The organism is Aquimarina sp. AU119 (assembly GCF_900312735.1).
In the GTDB taxonomy this organism is placed as follows: domain Bacteria; phylum Bacteroidota; class Bacteroidia; order Flavobacteriales; family Flavobacteriaceae; genus Aquimarina; species Aquimarina algiphila.
In genome coordinates, this window is the sequence record NZ_OMPF01000003.1 from 35,119 (window position 1) to 58,634 (window position 23,516).

General features: G+C 35.7%; 11 protein-coding genes. All 11 read left to right on the forward strand.

Annotated features, from left to right (window positions below):
* Window positions 1-3 precede the first annotated feature (3 nt).
* The gene (locus DK442_RS03680; RefSeq protein ID WP_109434506.1) at window positions 4-1,035 is read left to right on the forward strand and encodes a sensor histidine kinase; all 1,032 of its coding nucleotides are present in this window, start codon (window positions 4-6) and stop codon (window positions 1,033-1,035) included.
* On the forward strand, window positions 1,035-1,760 hold the full coding sequence (locus DK442_RS03685) for a LytTR family DNA-binding domain-containing protein (RefSeq protein ID WP_109434507.1): 726 nt from the start codon (window positions 1,035-1,037) through the stop codon (window positions 1,758-1,760). Before DK442_RS03680 ends, DK442_RS03685 begins: the two co-directional genes overlap by 1 nt.
* 9 nt (window positions 1,761-1,769) lie before the next feature.
* Window positions 1,770-3,602 carry a sodium:solute symporter family protein gene (locus tag DK442_RS03690; RefSeq protein WP_109434508.1) on the forward strand — a complete coding sequence of 611 codons (1,833 nt, stop codon included), beginning with the start codon at window positions 1,770-1,772 and terminating at the stop codon, window positions 3,600-3,602.
* Window positions 3,603-3,607: 5 nt separating this feature from the next.
* On the forward strand, window positions 3,608-4,693 hold the full coding sequence (locus DK442_RS03695) for an acyltransferase family protein (RefSeq protein WP_370444654.1): 1,086 nt from the start codon (window positions 3,608-3,610) through the stop codon (window positions 4,691-4,693).
* A gap of 259 nt (window positions 4,694-4,952) precedes the next feature.
* Window positions 4,953-10,745, forward strand: a complete 5,793-nt coding sequence (locus tag DK442_RS28435) for a glycosyl hydrolase family 18 protein (RefSeq protein WP_109434510.1) — start codon at window positions 4,953-4,955, stop codon at window positions 10,743-10,745.
* 125 nt (window positions 10,746-10,870) lie between these two features.
* Window positions 10,871-13,150, forward strand: coding sequence for a cellulase family glycosylhydrolase (locus DK442_RS03705; RefSeq protein ID WP_109434511.1), 2,280 nt, complete (start codon window positions 10,871-10,873; stop codon window positions 13,148-13,150).
* A 165-nt stretch (window positions 13,151-13,315) separates the two neighbouring features.
* Window positions 13,316-15,619 (forward strand): glycoside hydrolase family 19 protein, encoded by a 2,304-nt coding sequence (locus DK442_RS03710; protein WP_160114032.1) that lies wholly within the window; start codon window positions 13,316-13,318, stop codon window positions 15,617-15,619.
* A gap of 39 nt (window positions 15,620-15,658) precedes the next feature.
* Window positions 15,659-18,340, forward strand: coding sequence for an Ig-like domain-containing protein (locus DK442_RS03715; protein ID WP_109434513.1), 2,682 nt, complete (start codon window positions 15,659-15,661; stop codon window positions 18,338-18,340).
* Window positions 18,341-18,433: 93 nt separating this feature from the next.
* The gene (locus DK442_RS03720) at window positions 18,434-20,161 is read left to right on the forward strand and encodes a carbohydrate-binding protein (protein ID WP_109434514.1); all 1,728 of its coding nucleotides are present in this window, start codon (window positions 18,434-18,436) and stop codon (window positions 20,159-20,161) included.
* Between the two features lie 4 nt (window positions 20,162-20,165).
* A complete protein-coding gene (locus DK442_RS03725) occupies window positions 20,166-22,361 on the forward strand; it encodes a beta-1,3-glucanase family protein (RefSeq protein WP_109434515.1) in 2,196 nt (731 codons plus the stop codon).
* Window positions 22,362-22,410: 49 nt separating this feature from the next.
* A complete protein-coding gene (locus tag DK442_RS03730) occupies window positions 22,411-23,442 on the forward strand; it encodes a M12 family metallopeptidase (RefSeq protein WP_109434516.1) in 1,032 nt (343 codons plus the stop codon).
* Window positions 23,443-23,516 lie beyond the last annotated feature (74 nt).

Here is a 23,516-nt window from a genome sequence, read left to right on the forward strand (position 1 = left end):
ATAATGGGGAACGGTGTTCATAAAACAATTAAAAGAATCTATCACTTATACTTTTGGATTGTTTATTTTCTGTTTAATTGGGTACGATGGGGAAGTTATTTTAATGATTATTGGTATTCATTAAAATCCAATCTTGTCGAATTTCCTCTTCATTTGATTATAGTATATTTTAATATTTATTATCTGGTTCCGAAGTTTATACTTAAAAAAAAGTATGTAGGTTATCTTGTTGCACTTTGTATTGCACTTGGTGTACATTATGTTTTAAGATCTGGACTTAATTTTTGGCTGGTTACAGAGGATATTTGGCCAGAAGTACAAGGAAAACTTAACCCTTTTGGTTTTAATCATATTGTTGCTGTTACTATAGGAGAACTATATGTAATAGGACTTACTTCTGCTATAAAATTTACAGTAGATTTTGTTACAGAGCAAAATAAGAATAAACATTTAAGCGAATTACAATATAAAACAGAATTGAAATATCTGAAAGCTCAGATTCAACCCCACTTTTTTTTTAATACTCTAAATAGTTTATATGCGTTGACGATACAAAAATCTGAAAAAGCTACAGATTTGGTATTGAAACTTTCTAATTTCATGCGATATGTAATCTATGAAACCAGTCAAAAAAAGTTACCTCTTTTACAAGAGATCGATCACATAGATAATTATATCGAACTTGAAAAAATGCGTCATTGTGATAGGGTAATTTCAAATGTAGATATAAGTGGCAATATAGATGATGTTAAAGTCGTTCCTATGTTGTTTTTGCCTTTTATAGAAAATGCTTTTAAACATGGTCTTCGGGATAATGATAGAATGGAGCTATCTATTTCTTTTGAAAGAAATGGCAATGAATTGATATTCATATCCAAAAATAATTATGAAGAACAATTAGAAATTGAAAAATCAAATGGGATAGGTATAAAAAATGTAAAACGAAGATTGCAAATTCTCTATCCCAAAAATTTTACGTTAAACATATCAAGAAAAAATAATGAATATTCGATTTTACTTAAAATCCCCATCTAATGACTATTAAATGTATAATAATTGATGATGAACCCTTAGCCATAGAAGTTATTGAATCTTTTTTGGAAGAATTTAAAAATGTTCAGATTGTTAATGTTTTTAGAAGTCCGATAGAAGCATTGCCCGTGTTAGAACTAGGCGATATTGATGTAGTGTTTTTGGATATAAATATGCCTAAGATGAACGGCTTGGAGTTTTTGAAAAGCTTGCAAGTATATCCTCAAGTGATCATTACTACGGCTTATAAAGAATATGCACTAGAAAGTTATGAATTAGAAGTTTTGGACTATTTGGTAAAGCCTATCTCCTTTAATCGGTTTTTAAAATCTATAAATAAATTAACTGCTAGATTAATTGCAATTAAAAAACATGAACCTTCTATAGATCTCATTCAGCCAGCTCATATTTTTTTGAAGGTAGATAAGAAATTAGTTAAGATCCTCCTTAGTGATATCCTTTTTATAGAAAGCCTTAAAGACTATATCAGGGTGAGTACAATAGAAGGTACTTTTATGTCACATAAATCTCTTTCAAGTATAAGTGAAGAACTTCCTTCAGAAAATTTTATTAGAATTCATAAATCATATACAATAGCCATAGATAAAGTTAAGTCAATAGAAGGTAATCTTTTGGAAGTTGGAGGCAAAAGAATTCCTATCGGAAGAAATTATGCGGCGCACGCCAAACAACAAATATTAAAGAACAAATCAAATTTATTAAAATAAAAACCAAGAATGGAACTAAGTACCTTAGATTATTCAATCATCATATTCTTTTTCTTAACCACACTTATTATAGGTGTTGTAGTGGCCAGGAAGTCTGGAAAGAACACATCAGAATACTTTTTATCCGGTCGTAATATGCCATGGTGGCTCTTAGGATTTTCTATGGTAGCAACTACTTTTTCTACTGATACACCTAATCTGGTAACAGATATTGTTAGACAAAATGGGGTTTCTGGAAATTGGATATGGTGGGCTTTTTTGTTAACAGGTTTACTCACTGTATTTATTTATGCAAGATTATGGAGGCGATCAAATGTGAATACAGACATGGAATTTTATGAATTACGGTATTCAGGAAAATCAGCTCGGTTTTTGAGAATATTTCGCTCGGTTTATCTGGGTTTTATTTTTAATATACTTGCTATGTCTGGTGTTACATTAGCCGCTATTAAGATTGGTCAAGTAATGTTAGGATTATCTGCTATTGAAACCGTTGGTTATGCCGCTATTGTTACGCTTGTTTTTAGTGCAATAGGAGGGTTTAAAGGGGTAGTGTACTCTGATTTTTTATTATTCTTTGTTGCAATGGCAGGTGCAATCGGAGCAGCTTATTATTGTGTAAATTTACCCGAAGTAGGAGGTATTAATAATTTGGTGTCGAATCCCAATGTACAAGACAAACTATCGCTTGTCCCAAAATTGGAAGATAAAAAAGGGTTGATCACATTACTGGTTATACCTTTGGCTGTGCAGTGGTGGAGTTCCTGGTATCCTGGAGCAGAGCCAGGTGGAGGTGGGTATATAGCACAGCGTATGCTTGCTTCAAAAAGTGAAGGACATGCGATCGGAGCTACATTCTTTTTTAATATTATGCATTATGCATTAAGACCTTGGCCTTGGATTATCGTTGCACTAGCTTCCCTTATTGTATTTCCTGATCTTGCAAGTTTAAGCGAAGCTTTTCCGGGGATCACAGAGGATAAGTTGGGGCATGATCTTGCATATCCTGCGATGTTAACAAAATTACCAACAGGACTTTTAGGACTAGTGGTAGCGTCTTTAGTGGCAGCTTATATGTCAACTATTTCAACACACTTAAACTGGGGAGCTTCATATCTGGTAAATGATGTTTATAAAGAGTTTGTAGATAAGAATGCCACAGAGAAAAAACTAGTGAATGTAGGAAGAATAGCAACTATTTTATTGATGATAGTGAGTACTTTAATTGCGTTAGCATTAACTAATGCGGTTCAATTATTTAAGTATATATTAATGTTTGGAGCCGGTACTGGACTTATTTTTATTTTAAGATGGTTTTGGTGGAGGATTAATGCCTGGAGCGAAATTTCAGCAATGTTTTCATCAGGTATCATTTCTATAGTGATAAGTACTTCTTTTATTAACGAAAAGCTGTTTGGTAAAGCAATAGAAAATGGCTTTCAAGAAGGAATATTCCCTGATTGGTTCGAGTTTCCTTTTGTTGTTTTAGTGACTACTATTGTCTGGTTATTGGTTACTTTTCTTACCAAACCCGATGATGATCAAAAACTGTTTGATTTTTATAAGAAAATACAACCCGGTGGACCTGGATGGAAATTTATATTAAACAAAGCAAAAAAACAAGACGTAGAAATTATTACGGGCAAAGAAAGGTGGATGGTTCCTTCTGGGATATTAGCCATGATTTTAGGATGTATTCTAGTCTATGGAGCATTATTTGCAACTGGAAACTGGATATACGGAAATTACACAGATGCCTCTATGTTAACTGTTGTAGTAGTGATTGCAGGGTTCTTGCTATCCAGGCTTTGGAAACGAATAGGTAAAACTCTGGTGTCATAGCTATTGTGAAAAGGATACAATCAGTTGATTTTTTAAGAGGGTTTACCATAATATTAATGATTTTGGTAAATACCCCTGGAGATTGGTCTTATGTATATGCACCTTTATTGCATGCCGAATGGAATGGTTTGACCTTAGCCGATTTTGTATTTCCTTTTTTTCTATTTATTGTTGGTATCTCTATTTCATTTGTTTATAAGGAAAAAAATAGAGATACCAATACATACAAAAAGATCATATTTAGAAGCATAAAACTTATTATACTAGGATTGTTTCTCAATGCTTTTGTTCCCTATATTCCTTTTCTTGAAATTAAATCTTTACGCATTCCGGGAGTGTTACAACGTATAGGAATTGTATTTTGCATAGCATCTATATTGTATCTTAATTGCACTAAAAGGCAATTATTAATGATCTCAGGATTGATACTTGTAGGATATTGGTTATGGTTAGCGTATATTCCTTTACCCAACGGAGCTTCTCCAATATTGCAAAGAGGATCTAATAACTGGGCTAATTATATAGATTATAAGTTGTTAAAAGGACATATTTGGAAGCCTGATTATGACCCCGAAGGAATTCTAAGTACTTTTCCAGCAATAGTGACAACACTCATTGGAGTTTTTATAGGTGAGATTTTAATAAGTACAAAAAAACGGAAGCTATTTTTTCTATCAGTGATAGGAACGGTTTTTATTGTAATAGGGTATATGTGGGGATTTTTATTTCCAATCAATAAAGCCTTATGGAGCAGTAGTTTTGTATTAGTAACTTCAGGGTATGCGATTTTGTTTTTAGTGTTGTTTTATTATTTAATGGATGAAAGTAAGTATAATTTTGGTTCAGTTATAAAATCAGTTGGGGCTAATGCCATTATCATTTATTTTTCTTCCAGTATACTTACAAAAATATTTTATTTGGTTCATATCACCCAGGATACTTCTATCCATCGTTGGCTTTTTGAATGTTTGTTTGTTTATGAGTTTTTGGACAGAAGTTTTTCCTCATTTATATATGCAATTGCGGTTGTAGTATTTTATACCTTAATGTCTTATGTGCTATACAAAAAAAAGATATTCTTTAAGGTCTAAACATATTGTGTTACACAAATTAGAATACAAATATTTGTTAGTTTATAGACATTGTTTTTGCAGGTTATATTGATTCATTTTTACAACATTTCAGTTTATCCTTAATTAAGTGTTACAAATCAATATTTTGAAGTTGTTTAGCGAATTAATTTCTTAGATACTTCACTTCTTTCTACTTTAAAAAACGAAAAATCAACTTAAAGCTCTTTTTTAAACTTAGTAACACACAAAAATCGTTTAAACCCTAACTATAACAATTATGAAAACTTCGAGAAGCAGCACGATTCCGTGGCTGCATTACACAACTCATGTTAAAACCGTATGTATTCTATTTTTTTTCTTAGCCCTGGGAAGCTTAAATGCCCAGGTGAATACAGGAGGAAATTCTAACACATCCAATCATAACAAACAAATCATTGGTTATATAACCAATTGGGATGCTTGGAAACAACCTACGGCAGGAGTGCCAGCTCAAGGAGCATTAACTCAGTTGAATATAGACTATTCAAAATACACTATTCTTAACTATTCCTTTTTTGGAGTAGCCAATGATGGATCTTTACATAGTGGAGATCTTCGAAATAAGAATATTTATCAACCAGGAGCTGTGCAACAACCAGGTGATATACTATTTAGTGATGTATATAGTAGTTGGGATTTTCATATTCTTTTTGGTGAAATCGAACCTATTCAGTACATCAATGAAGCTGTAAAACAACGCGCTGAAGCATTGGGTTACCAGGTAACTGTAGGTGGAAATACCTGGAGCCATCCAGAGTGGGGGCTTGAAGGGACTTTACCATTACCATTACCAAAAGAAGGTAGTGATGGAAAAGGATTATTGGAGTTAGCACATCAAAATGGAGTAAAAGTAATGGCTTCTATCGGTGGATGGAGTATGTGTAAACATTTTCCTGAAATGGCGGCAGATCCGGTTAAAAGAGCACGTTTCATAGAAGATTGTAAAAAGCTGATTAGTATGGGGTTTGATGGAATTGATCTGGATTGGGAATATCCCGGGCCATTTCCTGGAATGAATTTTACAGGAACAAATGCTGACTATGCTAATTTTGAGAATTTAGTTCAGGAAATTAGAAATGCTATTGGTCCAGATAAATTAATTACAGCTGCAATGGCAGCAGATTATAAAAAATTAGAAGGATTTAACTGGTCAAATCTGGCCAATACCATGGATTATTTTAATATGATGACCTACGATTTTAATGGTGGTTGGTCTAATAAAGCGGGACATAATGCGCCTGTATATCCGTATGATGGAGCTGAAGCGCCAGAGTTTAACTGGCAAACATTATTTAATAAGATGACATCGATGGGAGTGCCTTCGAATAAAATAAACTTTGGTATTCCATTTTATGGAAGAGGAGTAGTAACAGAGGGTAATGCTGCATTAAACGCACCTACCGTCAAAAGAAATGTAACTATACAACCCGATGGACCTGTGAGTACTGCTGCCGATTATACAAATTGGCCACAAGAGGTATATGATGGTACACCAAATTATTTCTTTATTAAACAAAAGACTGGAGGAGGAAGCGGATGGACCAGACAATGGGATGATCAGGCTAAAGTACCTTATATGACAAAAGGAAACTTCTTTTTAAGTTATGATGATGAAGAATCTATAGGAATAAAAGCACAGTATATCAAAGACAATAACCTTGCAGGAACTATAGTGTGGACTGTTTATGGTGACTTAGAGATGAGCGGATCGGTTCAATCTTTTGGAACTAAATTAAAAAGGTGGTCCAATGTAAAATCACCATTAATCAATAAAGTAAATGAAGTTTTTGCAAGTGGCGTAGTGGGTAATGTAATGCCTACAGTTGCCATCACTTCTCCTGATTCTGGAGCAACATTTACTGCAGGTTCAAATATTACTATAGCCGCAAATGCCAGTGATAGTGATGGTACAGTGACCAAAGTAGAATTTTATAACGGAAATACTAAAATAGGAGAAGATACTTCCTCCCCGTATACATTTGACTGGAATGATGTGTCTGCAGGAAATTATACTATTAAAGCAAAAGCAACCGATGATAAAGGAGGAACTGCAACTTCGTCGATATCAATTACAGTCACGGGAAGTGGAGGTAATCAGTTGCCAACAGTATCTATTACTTCTCCTCAGGCTGGAGATACATTTACAGTTGGAGCTAATGTTAGTATTTCCGTAAATGCAAGTGATAGTGATGGTACAATTACTAAAGTAGCATTCTATAATGGAACTACACTTTTAGGAGAAAAAACAACTACTCCATATACCTATAGCTGGAATAACGTTTCAGAAGGGAACTATACAATTATGGTCAAGACTTATGATAACGAAAATGGTGAAGGGTCCTCTTCTGTTGCTATTACAGTAAGTGATACTGGTGGTTCATGTACCTCACCCGCGTATGTGCCAGAACAGGTATACACGGGAGGCGATATGGTTTCTTATCAAGGAAATGAATATAGAGCCAAATGGTGGACGCAAAATAATGATCCGGTTACCAATAGAGAAAATGTTTGGGAATTAATAGGGCCTTGCAGTGGAGGAGGATCTTCGCCACAGGTATCAATAACATCACCAACTTCGGGAACTAACTTTACCGTTGGAAATAGTATTACTATCAATGTTAATGCATCAGATAGTGACGGATCTGTTTCTAAAGTAGAATTTTATAACGGAACAACAAAGTTAGGTGAAGATGTAACGAGTCCATATAGCTATACTTGGAATAATGCTACTATAGGTAGTTTTTCGTTAACAGCAAAAGCTACTGATAATGAGAATAAACAAAGTACTTCTTCTGTTGTATCGATAACCGTTGGAAATGATGGTGGATGTACAGGTAATAGTGATTTTAAAGTGGTAGGGTATATGCCAAGCTGGCAAGGCACCCCTTCGAATATTCAATATGATAAATTAACACATATAAATTATTCATTTCTGTTACCAAATAGTGATGGTAGCCTTCGTCCTTTGGATGGTACTGCAAAAATGCAACAAATTATTACTCAAGGTCATGCTCAAGGTGTAAAAGTATTAATCGCCGTAGGAGGATGGATGGATGGAAATGATTCAGCATTTACAACCCTTGCAGCTAATCCATCAACAAGAACTATATTTATAAATAACCTGGTAAATTTTGTGAATCAGTATAATCTGGATGGTGTTGATATGGATTGGGAATATCCTCGAGAAGGAAATGAGCCTCAGAATTATGAATTATTAATGCAGGAGTTAGGACAAGCGATGCATAGCAGAGGGAAATTATTGACTGCTGCAGTAGTAGTTTCCGGATGGAATGCCGACGGAATATTAAGTGGTGTTTTTGATGATGTAGATTTCTTAAATATCATGGCATATGATGGTCCAGATCATTCTTCAATGGGACAAGCCGAAGGAGGATTAAATTATTGGTTAAGTCGTGGGTTGCCAAAATCTAAAGCCGTATTAGGAGTACCTTTCTATAGTAGGCCACAAGTAAAAAGCTATACTGAATTATTAGCGATGGGAGCAAATCCTAATAGTGATTCTTATCAAGGAATGAATTATAACGGAATAGCTACAATAAAAGCTAAGACAGAAATGGCTATAGAAAGAGGCGGAGGAATTATGATGTGGGAACTATCACATGATACTAACGATCAGGCAACTTCACTACTGGCAGCAATTCATCAGGTAACCGGTGATCCTTGCGGTGGAAATAATACTCCACCAACGGTATCAGTAACATCTCCTGCATCTGGAGCATCTTTTACCACCGGAACGAACGTAACGATTAATGCAGATGCTTCAGATAGTGATGGAAGTATTACTAAAGTAACATTCTATGTAGATGGAGCTATGGTAAGCGAAGATACATTATCACCATATTCTGCGAGTTGGACTGCAATTGAAGGAAACCATACGTTGACAGCAAAAGCCACAGATGATGATGGAGCTATGACTACATCTTCTTCAATTGAAATAAGCGTAACGGGAGGTACAGGTAATGAGTCGCCAACAGTAACTATTACAAACCCTTCTCAAGGAGCAACGTATACTGTAGGACAAAGTGTGAGCATAGCAGCTAATGCAAATGATACAGATGGTAGTATAAGTAAAGTGGCATTTTATGTAGATGGAATCATGATAAGTGAAGATTTTTCAGCTCCATTTACAGCAAACTGGACATCAACATTAGGAAGTCATAGTATTACAGCAATGGCAACAGATGATGATGCCGCAACAAGTACTTCTATTGCAGTAGCAATTACGGTAAATACAGATGCCGGAGGTGATTGCGATGCTGCACCTTATGTTGACGGATCAGCATATAATACGGGTGATGTTGTACAGAATTTTGATAAAAAATATGAATGTATTGTTGGTGGATGGTGTAGTATAGGAGGTCCTTATGCTCCTGGTGATCCAAATGGTTGGGCTTGGCCAAATGCATGGAAAGAAATTGGAGATTGTACCGGCGGTGGTGGAGCACTTACTGTGTCCATTACACAACCAAATGATGGTGCAAGTTTTACAATTGGACAATCTATAAATATAACAGCAACCGCAAACGATACAGATGGAAATGTTACTAAAGTTGAGTTCTTTGTGGATGGAGTAGAAGTTGGAGAAGACATGTCATCGCCATACAGTACAAATTGGACTGCTACTCAAGGAAATCATACACTTATGGCACGTGCGACCGATAATGATAATACAACAGTAGATTCAGCACCAGTTACCATAACTGTAGGATCAATAAATCCACCACCGCCAGGAGGAGATCTTCCTAAGCGAATATTAGTAGGATATTGGCATAATTTTGATAATGGTTCTTCAACTCCAAAACTAAGAGATGTATCTGATAAATGGGATGTAGTTAATGTCTCTTTTGCAATTCCTAAAGTTCAACTAGGTGCAGACATGGAATTTATTCCGGATAATAGTATATATTCTTCTATACAAGAGTTTAAGGATGATGTAAGAGTCTTACAAGGTAGAGGTCAAAAGGTCCTAATTTCTATGGGTGGTGCTACTGGAGCAGTTGATGTAGATAACCCTTCGGATGCTCAGATTTTTAGTAGTTCAATGACTAATATTATTAATGAATACGGATTTGATGGAATGGATATTGATTTTGAAGGTACTTCAATTTCTTTGGCACCGGGAGATACCAGTTTATCAAATCCGACTTCTCCAAAAGTAGTACATCTTATTTCTGCTTTCAGATCTATCCTTTCTCAATACGATATGTCTAAATTTATTCTATCGATGGCTCCTGAAACGGCTTATGTTCAGGGTGGTATTGGGCAGTACGGTGGTATTTGGGGAGCATATCTTCCTTTAATTCATGCATTACGTACAGAAATGGATTACATCCATGTTCAACACTATAATACTGGTAGCATGTTAGGATTAGATGGTAGATCATATTCTGCTGGAAATGCAGATTTTCATGTAGCGATGGCAGAAGTATTATTACAAGGATTCACATTAAGTACGGGAGAACAGTTTCCTGCTTTACGACCAAATCAGGTTGCAATAGGATTACCAGCTAGTCCATCCGCAGCTGGAAGTGGATATACAAGCGCATCCGAGGTTCATAAAGCATTGGATTATATTATCAAAGGACAATCTTTTGGGGGACAATATACCCTTCAAAACCCTTCAGGTTATGCTGATTTCAGAGGATTAATGACTTGGTCCATTAATTGGGATATTGTAGCTGGATTTGGATTCTCTACTCCTCATAGAACATATTTGGATGCCTTAGACGGTAGAGCAAGCAAAACGATCAATGCTGTAGAAGTATATCCTAATCCAATTGCTGGAGATTTAATGAATGTAAATATCAAAGCTTCCAGAGCAAATTCTGATTTCAACTTGGGAATATTTAATACCAGCGGAATCAAAATGTTAGATTTCAAGAGTACACTTACACAAAAAGGCGATAATCTTAAATCTTTTGATGTGAGTACACTTCAGGAAGGCTTATATTTTTATATTATTTCTTTACCAAAAGAAAAGATCAATGGTAAAGTGATGATAAAACGCTAACCCCGATTTCTTACCATCCGATGTTATAGAAACTACTATGGCATCGGATGGTTTTTATTTTAGATACCCTATTCTAATATCTTTTATGATATAGAAATCTATACTACTTTCTTAAAACCTAATGTATGAAAACACAATATATACGAACAAGGTATTTCGTTTTAATTCTATCTTTTTTCTGGACACTTATTAGTTTTACAACTATAGCGCAAGAAACTCCTGTTGCTCAAAATGGTCAGCTCAAAGTATGCGGAACACAACTTTGTAATCAATATAATAAACCAATTCAACTTAGAGGAATGAGTACTCATGGCATACAATGGTATGGGTGGGGAAATTGTTTAACAGAATCTTCACTAGATGCCCTAGCCTATGATTGGGATGCTGATATCCTTCGAATCTCCTTATATGTACAAGAAGGAGGATATGAAACTGATCCCGTAGGATTTACCAATCAGGTAAATCGATTAATTGAAGAAGCTACAGCAAGAGGAATGTATGCGTTAGTAGATTGGCATCAATTAAATCCGGGAGATCCAAATTATAACTTAGAAAATGCGAAACGTTTTTTTACCGATATCGCTAATCAACATAAAAATAAAAATAATATCATTTATGACGTTTGTAATGAACCCAATGGTTCTGGAGTTACCTGGAATCGTATAAAAACCTATGCAGACCAGATTATACCTGTTATTCAATCGATTGATAATGATGCCGTAGTCCTTGTGGGTACTCATGGGTGGTCAACTTTTGGTGTATCGGGACAGGGGAATTTGCAAGATGTTATTAATAATCCATTACAGTTTGATAATGTGATGTATACTTTTCATTTTTATGCTAAGAGTCATGGAGAAGTGTATTTAAACAGATTAGATGAAGCGTCTAGTCAATTGCCTGTTTTTGTAACTGAGTTTGGTAGTCAGGAGGCTAGTGGTGATGGACCAAATGATTTTGTAATGACGCAACGATTTATCGATCTGATGCAACAAAAAAAGATTAGTTGGACAAGTTGGAATTATTCTGATGATTTTAGAACTGGCGCAGTTTGGCAATCCGGAACTTGTTCTGGTGGACCTTGGACTACTGATAGACTTAAATCAGCAGGAAGCTGGATCCGAGATAAAATTAAATTTCCAGCAGATAATTTTCCTGGAAATGGAGGAAATGATACACAATCCCCTTATGCTGGTACTCCAAGAAATATTCCTGGTAAGATCGAAGCCGAAAACTATGATCTTGGGGGGCAAAATATAGCATTTAATGAACTTTCTGACAGTAATGAAGGAGGTGAGTATCGTAATGATGCTGTAGATATTGAAGTTTGTTCTGAAGGAGGATATAATATTGGTTGGATAAAAACTGGAGAATGGCTTGAATATACTGTAAATGTAGAAACCGCAAAAACATATACATTAGAATCCAGAGTTGCAGCAATTTCTTCTGGAAGAAAATTTCATATAGAAGTTGATGAACAAAATAGCAGCGGTCAGATTGATGTCCCTAATACTGGTGGATGGCAAAATTGGCAAACTGTAACAACTTCTGTAACATTAAATAAAGGAGTACAAGTAATTCGAGTCGTTATGGATAGTGATGATTTTAATCTGAATTATTTGATATTTAAAAATGAAGAAAATCCGTCGAATCAATCTCCAACAGTAGTAATTACATCTCCACAACAGGGAACTTCTTATACTGCCGGGCAGACATTAAACATATCAGCCAATGCAAATGACATAGATGGAAATGTTACCAAAGTAGAGTTTTTTGTGGATAATACTAAAATTTCTGAAGATATATCTTCACCATACACAACAGATTGGACTGCTATAACAGGTAACCATACAATTCGAGCCGTTGCCATTGATAACGATGATGCTATAACTTCTTCAACAGTGGATGTTATAGTACAAACGAATACAGGTGGAGGAAGCTGTGATGTGGATATATATTCACAAAACGGAAATTATGCTGCAGGAAATCAGGTGCAAAACAATGGGAGCATCTATGAATGTAAACCCTGGCCATTTTCTGGATGGTGTAGTGGAAATTCAAGTGCATATGCTCCAGGTACAGGAACCCATTGGGAAGATGCCTGGATAATCATAGGTGACTGTACCGCCAGGACGGCACAACAAGAAACTTATTTTACGTTGACAAGAAACTATCCAAACCCTTTTGATGAGGTAACGAATTTTCGATTAGAATTAACAAAATCAAGCACTGTAGCGTTTACTATATATAGTCATATAGGAAATGTAGTAAAGACCCAATCGGGAATAAAAATGAAAGCAGGAATACACGATATACCAATAAACTTTTCGGGCCTTAAAGAAGGAATGTATTTCTGTAAAATTTTAATAGATGGAAAAGAAATGATCCACAAAGTGATAAAAGAATAGCTTAATTAATTGTAATACAATCTTGGTATTTCAAAATACTCACTCTTGTTACATAGAACGGGGTCGAGATACATTATAATTCAATGTTGATTTCTTGACTCTGTTTTATGTGATACAAAATGGTTGTTATGTAATTCATCCTAAAACACATTAAAACACACGATAATGAAAAAACATACTTTTATAAGATTGATGTTATTAGTAGTGCTATGCTTCTTTTCGTTTCAAATACAGGCACAGACTGGGAGTTGTGCCAGTCCCCAGTATCAAGACGGAACAGCATATCAAACTGGAGACGAAGTACAAAATTTTGGTAAGCAATACCGTTGTAAAGTAGGAGGGTGGTGTTCTCTGGGAGGACCATATGCCCCGGGAGGGACAGCAGAATGGGCATGGCCAAGTGCTTGGGAGGTATTAGGTACATGTGATGGAGGAGATAGTAATCAATCCCCTATGGTGAAAATTAATTCGCCAGTCAGTGAAGATCAGTTTCAATCTGGAGAGGTAGTAATTATTGAAGCAGAGGCTACAGATCAGGATGGGAATGTGATAAGCGTTACTTTTTTTATGAATGGAGTTGAAATTGGTGTGGATACCAGTGCACCATTCGAGTTTAGGTTTTCTCCGATGGATGGAAATCATATTATTACGGCAGTGGCAAAAGATAATCTAGGAGCAACCACACAATCTAAAGAGGTTGATATTAAGGTAACTCCACCATCAGGAGGAGACTGTAGTAGTTCACCATATGTAAATGGAACATCCTATGTGACTGGTGATGAGGTTCAGAATTTTGGAAAGAGGTATCGTTGTAAAGTTGGAGGTTGGTGTTCTGCAGGAGGCGCATATACTCCTGGTGGTTCTGCAGAATGGGCATGGCCATTGGCATGGGAAGAGTTAGGTCCTTGTACAGGAGGTAATACACCACCAGAAGTTACAGTACTAACACCTTCTGTTGTCTATACAGGGTCTTTACCAGTAACAGTACCCTTTCGAGTTCACGCAATAGATGCTGACGGTATTGAGCTACCTGTTATTGTAAATGTACCAGAGGGATCATTCCCTTTAGACCCAAAAGATGATGATATTTATGAAAGAGATTGGTCTTTTTCAGATTATAAAACATATACATTCACGGGATATGCTAGAGATAATAGAGAGGGTGTAACAAATTTTTCGATTGAAATTACCATAAAAGAACAGATAAGTGGAGGAGATGCTATACTTTCAGAAGCACAATACAATGAGTTCTTCCCATATCGATTTGGAACTGATTTAGATACATTTGAACTAGATCCTGCTAAAGATTTCTATACATATCAAGCGTTTATAGATGCAATTGCCAGAATGTCAAATATTGAAATAACTTTCGAAAGACGTAAAGGAACAAATTTATACCGTCTTACTAGAAAAGATAAGCAAACCAATCAATCATCAGTGATTCGTATTGATCAGGATTTTAATGCTGATTGGAATCAATCCAAACCTATAATCACCCAAGTGGTTGATTATGGAACTTTTGCTAATGAAGGAAACGAAACGATCCGTAAACGTGAGCTGGCAGCTTTTCTGGCTAATATAGCTCAAGAAACTACAGGAGGTTGGGATACTGCTCCTGGAGGAAGATATTCCTGGGGATTGTACTTTAGAGAAGAACAAGGATATGAAGGGACTGATAGGATAGGGTATAGAGACGAAAATAATATTAACTATCCTCCCGCACCTGGCAAATCCTATCATGGAAGAGGACCAATCCAACTTAGTTACAATTATAATTATGGACAAGTAAGTGAATTCTTGTTTGGAGATAAAAATATACTTATAAATAATCCAGAACAAGTTGTGCAAGATGGAGCATTAGCTTTTCAGACAGCGATATGGTTCTGGATGACGCCACAATACCCAAAACCTTCTGCACATGATGTAATGGTCGGTAATTGGACTCCTACAGTATATGATCAGGAACGTAATAGAAAACCAGGTTTAGGGATGACAATTAACATTATTAACGGCGGTATAGAATGTGGATCAGGAACAGAATTCATTAAAGTAACTCATAGAATTGGTCACTATAATCGTTTTACAGGGATTGTTGGAGTAAATAATGACCTGGATACTACCAATGATTGTTCAGAATGTGGTTGCGCACAAATGACACCTTATACTACTCTCGAACCAGAATCGAGAACTGCTACTACCCAAACTTTAGCACTAACCAAAATGAATATCTATCCTAATCCATTTTTGGATACTGTCTCTTTTAGTTTTGAATTATATCAAAGACAGAATGTTTCTATTCATGTTTCTAGTCTTAATGGAAAACGATTAGATAAAGAAATAAAGAATAAACCTTTACAAAAAGGAACATATACTTTTTCCTGGGATACTTCAAATTACGCTAAAGGAATATACTTCTATTCAGTAACCATGGGTAAGGATACAAAGGTGTTTAAGATGGTCAAATTCTAAGAACTAACATAAAACTATAGATCACTAAAAAATAAAGTCATGAAAATTTTAAATAACATCCTCACCCAACATAGAATTAGAGTACACCTTATAATTACTATATTTTTTTCATTGGGAGTAGCCAAATATATGTCAGCATCGGATACTACATATAGTAATACAATGGATATAAAGATCATTGCCTGTAGTTCTCCATCATGGGTAGCGGATAATGTATACATCAAAGGAGATAAAGTTACTTATCAAGGGACAGAGTATGAGGCGTTTCATTGGACTCAGAATCAAAATCCAGCGAGTAATAACTCACAATGGGGTCCATGGGTAGAAGTAGGACCTTGTGATGGAAGTAATATTGTCCCAACGGTGTCTATATCTTCTCCTTTATCTGGAGCTACATTTACAACAGGAAATAGCATAACCATTAACGCTGATGCTTTAGATACTGATGGTACAATTACTAAGGTTGAATTTTTAGTTGATGGCATCGTATTATCAGAAGATACCTCTGTACCGTATATAGCAGATTGGATTGCAACATCAGGAAACCATACGCTCACTGCACGTGCAACAGATAATGATAATGCAGTAACGGTTTCATCTGATATTGTTATTACAGTAAGTATAGAGACAGGGAATCAAATGCCTATAGTTGCTATTGTAAGTCCAGCAAATAATTCATCATTTACCACAGGAGAAAATGTAGGTATTACAGCAGATGCAAGTGATGCAGATGGTAGTGTCAGTAAAATAGTATTTTATGTTGATGGAAATATGATTAACGAAGATACATCATCTCCATATACAATAAATTGGACAGCAACCGAAGGTACCCATAGTTTGGTAGCTATAGCAACCGATAATGAAGGCGCTAGTAGTACATCTTCGGCAATAAATATAACCGTACAATCAGATACCGGAGGAGGAAGCTGCGATGAATCACAATATGTTGAAGATGGAGGATATGTGGCTGGAAGCAAGGTGCAAAATGATGGTAATATCTATGAGTGTAAACCTTGGCCATTTACTGGATGGTGTAATGGTGGAGCTTCGGCATACGCTCCCGGCAGTGGAACCAATTGGGAAGATGCTTGGGTATTGGTTGGAGAATGTGGTTCTGGTGGAGGGGATGGAGAGCCTACTGTATCAATTACTTCGCCATCTACAGGACAATCATTTATAGAAGGTAACTCGATTACGATTAGTGCTAATGCTTCAGATGATAACGGAACAATAGCCAAGGTAGAATTCTTTAGTAATGGAATCAAATTAGGAGAAGATACTACTAGCCCATATAATTTTGATTGGAGTGGCCTTTCGATAGGAAATTACTCATTAACAGCAATAGCTACAGATAATGATAATTTGTCAACTACATCAAGTGCTGTTAATATACGTGTTATCACTTCAGGTGGTGGAGGTGGGCCACTACCAGAAAGAGTATTAAATGGATATTGGCATAATTTTCAAAATGGTTCGGGGTTGATAAAACTACGTGATGTTTCCTCTAATTGGGATATTATTAATGTTTCTTTCGCAGAACCAAAAATATCCTCAACAGACGGTGAATTAGGCTTTGAACTAGCTCCAGAATTTAGCACGATCAATTATACTGAAAGTGATTTTAAATCAGACATCCAATACTTAAAAGGAATAGGTAAAAAAGTAATTATTTCTATTGGAGGAGCAGAAGGGCAAGTGAGATTAAATACTATTTCTGCCAGAGATAAATTTATAACTTCTATGATCTCTATTATCGAAGAGTATGACTTTGATGGTATGGATATTGATTTTGAAGGACAATCACTATCTCTTGACCTTGGTGATACCGATTTTAAAAACCCTACAACTCCTGTCTTAGTAAATACTATCAATGCAGTAGAAAGTGTATATAATCATTTTGGGAATGATTTTATACTCACTATGGCTCCTGAAACATTTTTTGTTCAACTGGGGTATTCATTTTATGGTGGAATTTCGCAAGGAGCTGATCGTCGCGCTGGAGCATATTTACCTTTAATCCATGCATTACGAGATAAATTAACCTTTTTACAAGTCCAGTATTACAATTCAGGGTCAATAACAGCATTAGATGATAGTTTTTATAGTATGGGTAATGCAGATTTTTATGTTGCTCTCGTAGATATGTTATTAAAAGGATTTCCGATTACAAAAGATTCGAGTAAGTTTTTTCCAGCACTTCGTCCTGACCAAATTTTGATAGGAGTACCTGCTACCGTTAATGCAGGAGGAGGGTTTACAGGGTCTCAAGGAGTCATTGATGCACTGGATTATCTGATCAATGGTAATTCTTTTGGTGGTCAATATTCATTATCACAAAACTATCCAGGTCTTAGAGGAGTAATGAGTTGGTCGATTAACTGGGATCAATTTGGAGGGTTTGCCTTTTCAAACCCTGTACGAACTTATTTAGATGGATTAGGATCACGTCAAATAACTACATCTGTACAATCTAAAGCTCTTTTATATCCAAACCCATTACAGGATCGACTACAAATGCAATTAGATACAGAAACCTCTGTTGGATATACCCTAGAATTGTATAACCATATAGGGATAAAAGTATTTGAATATACAGGAGTACAAACCAATAAGAAGGCTTCATCTCCAATACCAGGAATAAATGTATTAGAACCTGGAGTGTATATCTATAAGATGAAAGTAGCTGATCAAAACTATTCTGGAAGAATCATAAAAGAATAACCATAACTATATTTTTATGATAAGAAGGATATAATTATTGTCCAGTTTTATTAAACACAAATCACTAAATATTAACCTAACTAAAATTTTAAAATGAAAACAATCAAAACATTACTCTTTTTAACCTTTTTTGTAATGGCAACTTCTGTGGTAGTTGCTCAAAACTGGAACTTGGTCTGGCAGGATGAGTTTACTAACGGAATAAGCCCTGACTGGGTTTTTGAAACCGGAAGAGGATCCTCTGGATGGGGAAATAACGAATTACAGTATTACCGTCGCGAGAATGCCAGTGTAGAAAATGGACAGTTAATTATTACGGCTAAAAAAGAAAATTTTGGCGGAGCTAATTATACTTCTGCACGTATGAAAACTCAAGGTAGAAGAAATTTTAAATATGGTAAAATAGAAGCAAGAATAGCTTTGCCGATGGGACAAGGGCTCTGGCCTGCATTCTGGATGTTGGGAAGTAATATTTCTTCAGTAGGTTGGCCGGCATGTGGAGAAATTGATGTTCTTGAGCATATTAATAACTCACCAGATATTCATGGAACTATTCACTGGCAGGATGGCAATGGTAATTATGCCTATTACGGAGGACATACAGCAGTTAATGTTACAAATTATCATTTGTATTCAGTAGAATGGAATGAGAATAATATCAAATGGTTTGTTGATGGAAATCAATATCATGAAGTTGATATTACTAATGGCGTAAACGGGACCAGTGAGTTTCATAATGAGTATTTTTTATTACTCAATATGGCAGTAGGAGGTAACTGGCCAGGGTTTTCTGTTGATGATAGTAAAATACCAGCACGTATGGCTGTAGATTATGTAAGAGTATATCAAGCTGGTAGTAATCCTCCAACTACAGGAGTAGCTACTATGTATCAACATTGTTCTTATGGTGGATATGGTATTGATTTAGGAGAAGGTACATATACAAGAGGTCAATTAATTGGATTAGGTATTGGAGATGATGATATCTCTTCAGTAAAAGTACAATCAGGATATCAGGCTACACTTTATTTTGATGATAACTTTACAGGAACTTCAATTATAAAAACAGGAGATACCAGTTGTTTGGTTAACGATGGATTTAATGACCAAGTTACCTCTATCATAATTTCCAAAACAGGGAATAATGGATCTAGTCAAACAATTGAAGCAGAAAATCACACTTCTATGTCAGGTATTCAGAATGAAAACTGTTCTGAAGGAGGGCAAAATGTTGGATATATCGATACCGAAGATTGGATGGCATATGCAAATATTAATTTTCCTTCTTCTGGGAATTATCGTATAGAATACCGAGTTGCAAGTGCGGTTGGAGGCGGTACATTATCTGCTGATATAAATGCTGGAGCTACGGTTCTTGGACAAGTGAATATACCAAATACAGGAGGATGGCAAAACTGGACGACAATATCTCATAACGTTACTATAAACGCAGGAACTTACCCTTTTGGTTTATATGCGGCCTCTGGGGGTTGGAATATTAACTGGATAAAAATAATAGGACTACCCGATGTGAAATTTACTGATTCGACGTTGGTTGAGAATAAAGAAAACAATGGTGAAGTAAGGAATACAGATACCATGACATTATATCCAAACCCTTTTAAAAACTCACTTCAATTTAAGTTTGAAGGAGAAAATGTCAGGGTTACTGTGTTCGATGCTTTTGGCCATAGAATACTACATTCTATAACAGTAGAGCCAGGAAGATCTATTGATCTTTCTAATCTTAAGAAAGGACTATACTTAGTTAGTATAGAAAAAAATGGAAGCACAGAAACAAAACGTGTAATTAAAGAATAATATCATGAATTTTAGATATAACAATAGTATGAAAGTTAAAAATAGAGCTACTCATATATTTTGTCTTGGACTATTATTCTTATTAGGGATAGTAGCTCAAGCACAAACATTGCCATATGAAATCACCAATAATTCAATATATCCGGATAATGAGATATTTGTTGCTATAGTAGGAATTACCGATGGCCATGTTTGGATAGATCCCGTGACAGGTGCAGTGAATCGAATGGACAGTACTTATAATACAGTTCAAGGCCCTGTAATTGATAGTAATCAGGGACCAGGAGAGAATGGTAAATATGCCAATTGTTTTCGTAGACTCAGCGATATTCCTAATAAAACGGTTCAGATTCCTAAAATAGCAGGATGTAGAATTATGGTTTCTTTTAAAAGTCAACTGTATCTCTACTTTTTTGGCCATTCAGGTGCTCCAAGTGGGTATTCTGCTCCAAATCTGGCAAACCCAACAGATCCCAATCAGGGTATAAAATTTGAATTGATTGAATTAACTTTCAATGATATTGGCCTTTGGTGTAATACATCAAGAGTTGATTCGTATCAATACCCCATGGGTTTAGAGGTCTGGGGAAATGACTTTTACAAAAAAGTAGGTGAGTTAAAAAAACATGATGATATTTTGGCCCAGTGGCAAGCAACGGTTCCTAATGAATTTAGAAGCTTACTCAATACAGATGAAGGAACGATTCATTTTCCTACCAAAGTCGAAGCATTTCCTAAAAACTTTATGGATGGGTATATAAATGATATTTGGTCTAAGTATGCTAATCAGGAGCTTGTATTTACATCAGATGCCGGTATTTGGAGAGGGAAAGTACAAGGTGGGAATCAATTTGTATTTAATAGAGATAGTGACGGACAGGTTGCAACAATCCCAGGAAAACCAACTACAATAGAAGCAATGGAAGGGAGTGGAGTCATGGCATCAGGACAGCGATGGGATTTGGTAGTACAATCTCAAATGGTTGCAGCAATTACAAGACACGCTATAGATTTAAACCTACCTTCAGGAGTGTTACAAAATTTTGGAGATACTTCTAAATATTATCAAACCTGGCCGTATAACTGGTACTCTAAATTCTTCCATCAGACAGATATTAGCTTCGAAAGCCAAACCTATACGTTTGCGTATGATGATGTGTATGATCAATCAGCAACAATCCATACTCCAAACCCTAGAAATGTAAAAATCACACTTGGAGGTCTCGAAGGAAATTCAAACCCTAATCCTCCAACTACAGAAGTAGCTACTATGTATCAACATTGTTCCTATGGTGGATATGCAATAGGTTTAGAAGAAGGTACATATACACGAGGTCAATTAATTGGATTAGGTATTGGAGATGATGATATTTCTTCAGTAAAAGTACAATCAGGATATCAAGCTACACTTTACTTTGATGATAACTTTACAGGAACTTCAATTATAAAAACAGGAGATACTAGTTGTCTAGTTAACGATGGATTTAACGATCAGGTTACCTCTATTATTATTTCAAAAATAAATGGTGGTGAATCTAGTCAAACAATTGAAGCAGAAAACCATACTTCTATGTTGGGTGTTCAAAACGAAAACTGCTCAGAAGGAGGACAAAATGTTGGGTATATCGATACTGGAGATTGGATAGCATATGCAAATATTAATTTTCCTTCTTCTGGAAATTATCATATAGAATACCGTGTTGCCAGTGCAGTTGGTGGTGGTACATTATCTGCTGATATAAACGCAGGAGCAATAGTTCTGGGTCAAGTGAATATACCAAATACGGGAGGATGGCAAAACTGGACTACAGTATCTCATACTGTTACTATAAATGCGGGAACCTATTCTTTTGGTTTATATGCAGCATCTGGCGGTTGGAATATCAACTGGATTAAAATAACGAAGCAGTCTGATGCACGATCTTTTGATGAAGCTTTAATAGGAAATACTAAAACAATTGAAGAAAAGATATTTCCGCTTATGATATACCCTAATCCTGTAGATGATTTTATGTATATCGCAGGACTTGATTTTGGTGCATTCGAACTCTATGATTTAAATGGAAAAAAACTTTTAGAAGTACAACCAAATGGCAGAAACATAATCAAATCTGATATGAGTTCATTGGCATCTGGTATATATGTCTATAAAGTAAAAGGAGCTAGTCAAACTCATTCTGGAAGGGTCATAAAACAATAGTCATAAACATAATTATTAACTATTAATATCTAACACAAATTCAATTATTATGATTAAAACTCAGATCACAAGATTGTCAATACTAAGTTTGTTATTGACAGCTTGTACAGCAGAACAATTTGATGAAGTCACCACAGCTTCAGAAGAAGTAACAAAAGCCAGTTTGGTAGAAATAGCCTATCCTGAGAACGTAGGGAAAGTAACTGAGATGTATTATGCGGGAGAAAAAATCCAGGTTGAAGAAATTAATGGAGAATACATCTATGAAGGTGATATTGTATTTTCAAAAAACATGTTGTCTATAGCACCGACCAAGTTGGTTTTTGAAGAAGGAGAACAAATTCCTGAACAAAAGAGTGTCGGTAGAACCGGGGGACGGTGGCCCGATAACACAGTATACTATACGGTCGAGAGCGGATTACCCAAACAATATCGCGTATCTGATGCCATTGCACATTGGGAAGCCAATACATCCTTACGATTTGTACAACGAACAAATCAGTCTAACTATATACGCTTTAGAAAGGGATCCGGTTGCTCCTCTAGTGTGGGGATGGTAGGTGGACGCCAGAACATCACCTTGGCAGATGGTTGTTCTACAGGAAATACCATTCATGAAATTGGTCATGCTGTAGGATTATGGCACGAGCAAAGTAGAGCTGATAGAAATCAGGATATTACGATTAATTTTCAAAATATACAAAGCGGTAAGGAGCATAATTTTCAGACTTATGTGCAACGAGGTAGAGATGGAGATGAATATACAAGTCGTTTAGATTTTGGATCGATTATGCTATACAGTTCATATGCATTTTCGAAGAATGGAAATCCTACCATTACCAAAAAAGATGGTAGTACTTACAGTACGCAACGTAATGCCTTATCTTCTGGAGATAAGACAGGGATTAATCAAATGTATCCTGGTAATGGTGGAGGAGAAGTATATGAAAATGGAAACTATTATACAATTCATGGAGTAAGAGTCTACAGATACAGCGATGTTTGGTGGTATTGGGATACTAATCAAGATAGATGGAGACGGGTAGAATTAAGAGGTACTACCTGGTATTATATAAGCTAGTTTGATACTAAGTTTAGTGTGTTTTAAAAATCCCGGCCCGTTATAAGGTCGGGATTTTTTAGTTTTACTGCTTG

Coding starts and splice junctions, on each gene's coding strand:
- DK442_RS03680 (WP_109434506.1), top strand. CDS start 4: ATGGGGAACGGTGTTCATAAAACAATTAAAAGAATCTATCACTTATAC.
- DK442_RS03685 (WP_109434507.1), top strand. CDS start 1,035: ATGACTATTAAATGTATAATAATTGATGATGAACCCTTAGCCATAGAA.
- DK442_RS03690 (WP_109434508.1), top strand. CDS start 1,770: ATGGAACTAAGTACCTTAGATTATTCAATCATCATATTCTTTTTCTTA.
- DK442_RS28435 (WP_109434510.1), top strand. CDS start 4,953: ATGAAAACTTCGAGAAGCAGCACGATTCCGTGGCTGCATTACACAACT.
- DK442_RS03705 (WP_109434511.1), top strand. CDS start 10,871: ATGAAAACACAATATATACGAACAAGGTATTTCGTTTTAATTCTATCT.
- DK442_RS03710 (WP_160114032.1), top strand. CDS start 13,316: ATGAAAAAACATACTTTTATAAGATTGATGTTATTAGTAGTGCTATGC.
- DK442_RS03715 (WP_109434513.1), top strand. CDS start 15,659: ATGAAAATTTTAAATAACATCCTCACCCAACATAGAATTAGAGTACAC.
- DK442_RS03720 (WP_109434514.1), top strand. CDS start 18,434: ATGAAAACAATCAAAACATTACTCTTTTTAACCTTTTTTGTAATGGCA.
- DK442_RS03725 (WP_109434515.1), top strand. CDS start 20,166: ATGAATTTTAGATATAACAATAGTATGAAAGTTAAAAATAGAGCTACT.
- DK442_RS03730 (WP_109434516.1), top strand. CDS start 22,411: ATGATTAAAACTCAGATCACAAGATTGTCAATACTAAGTTTGTTATTG.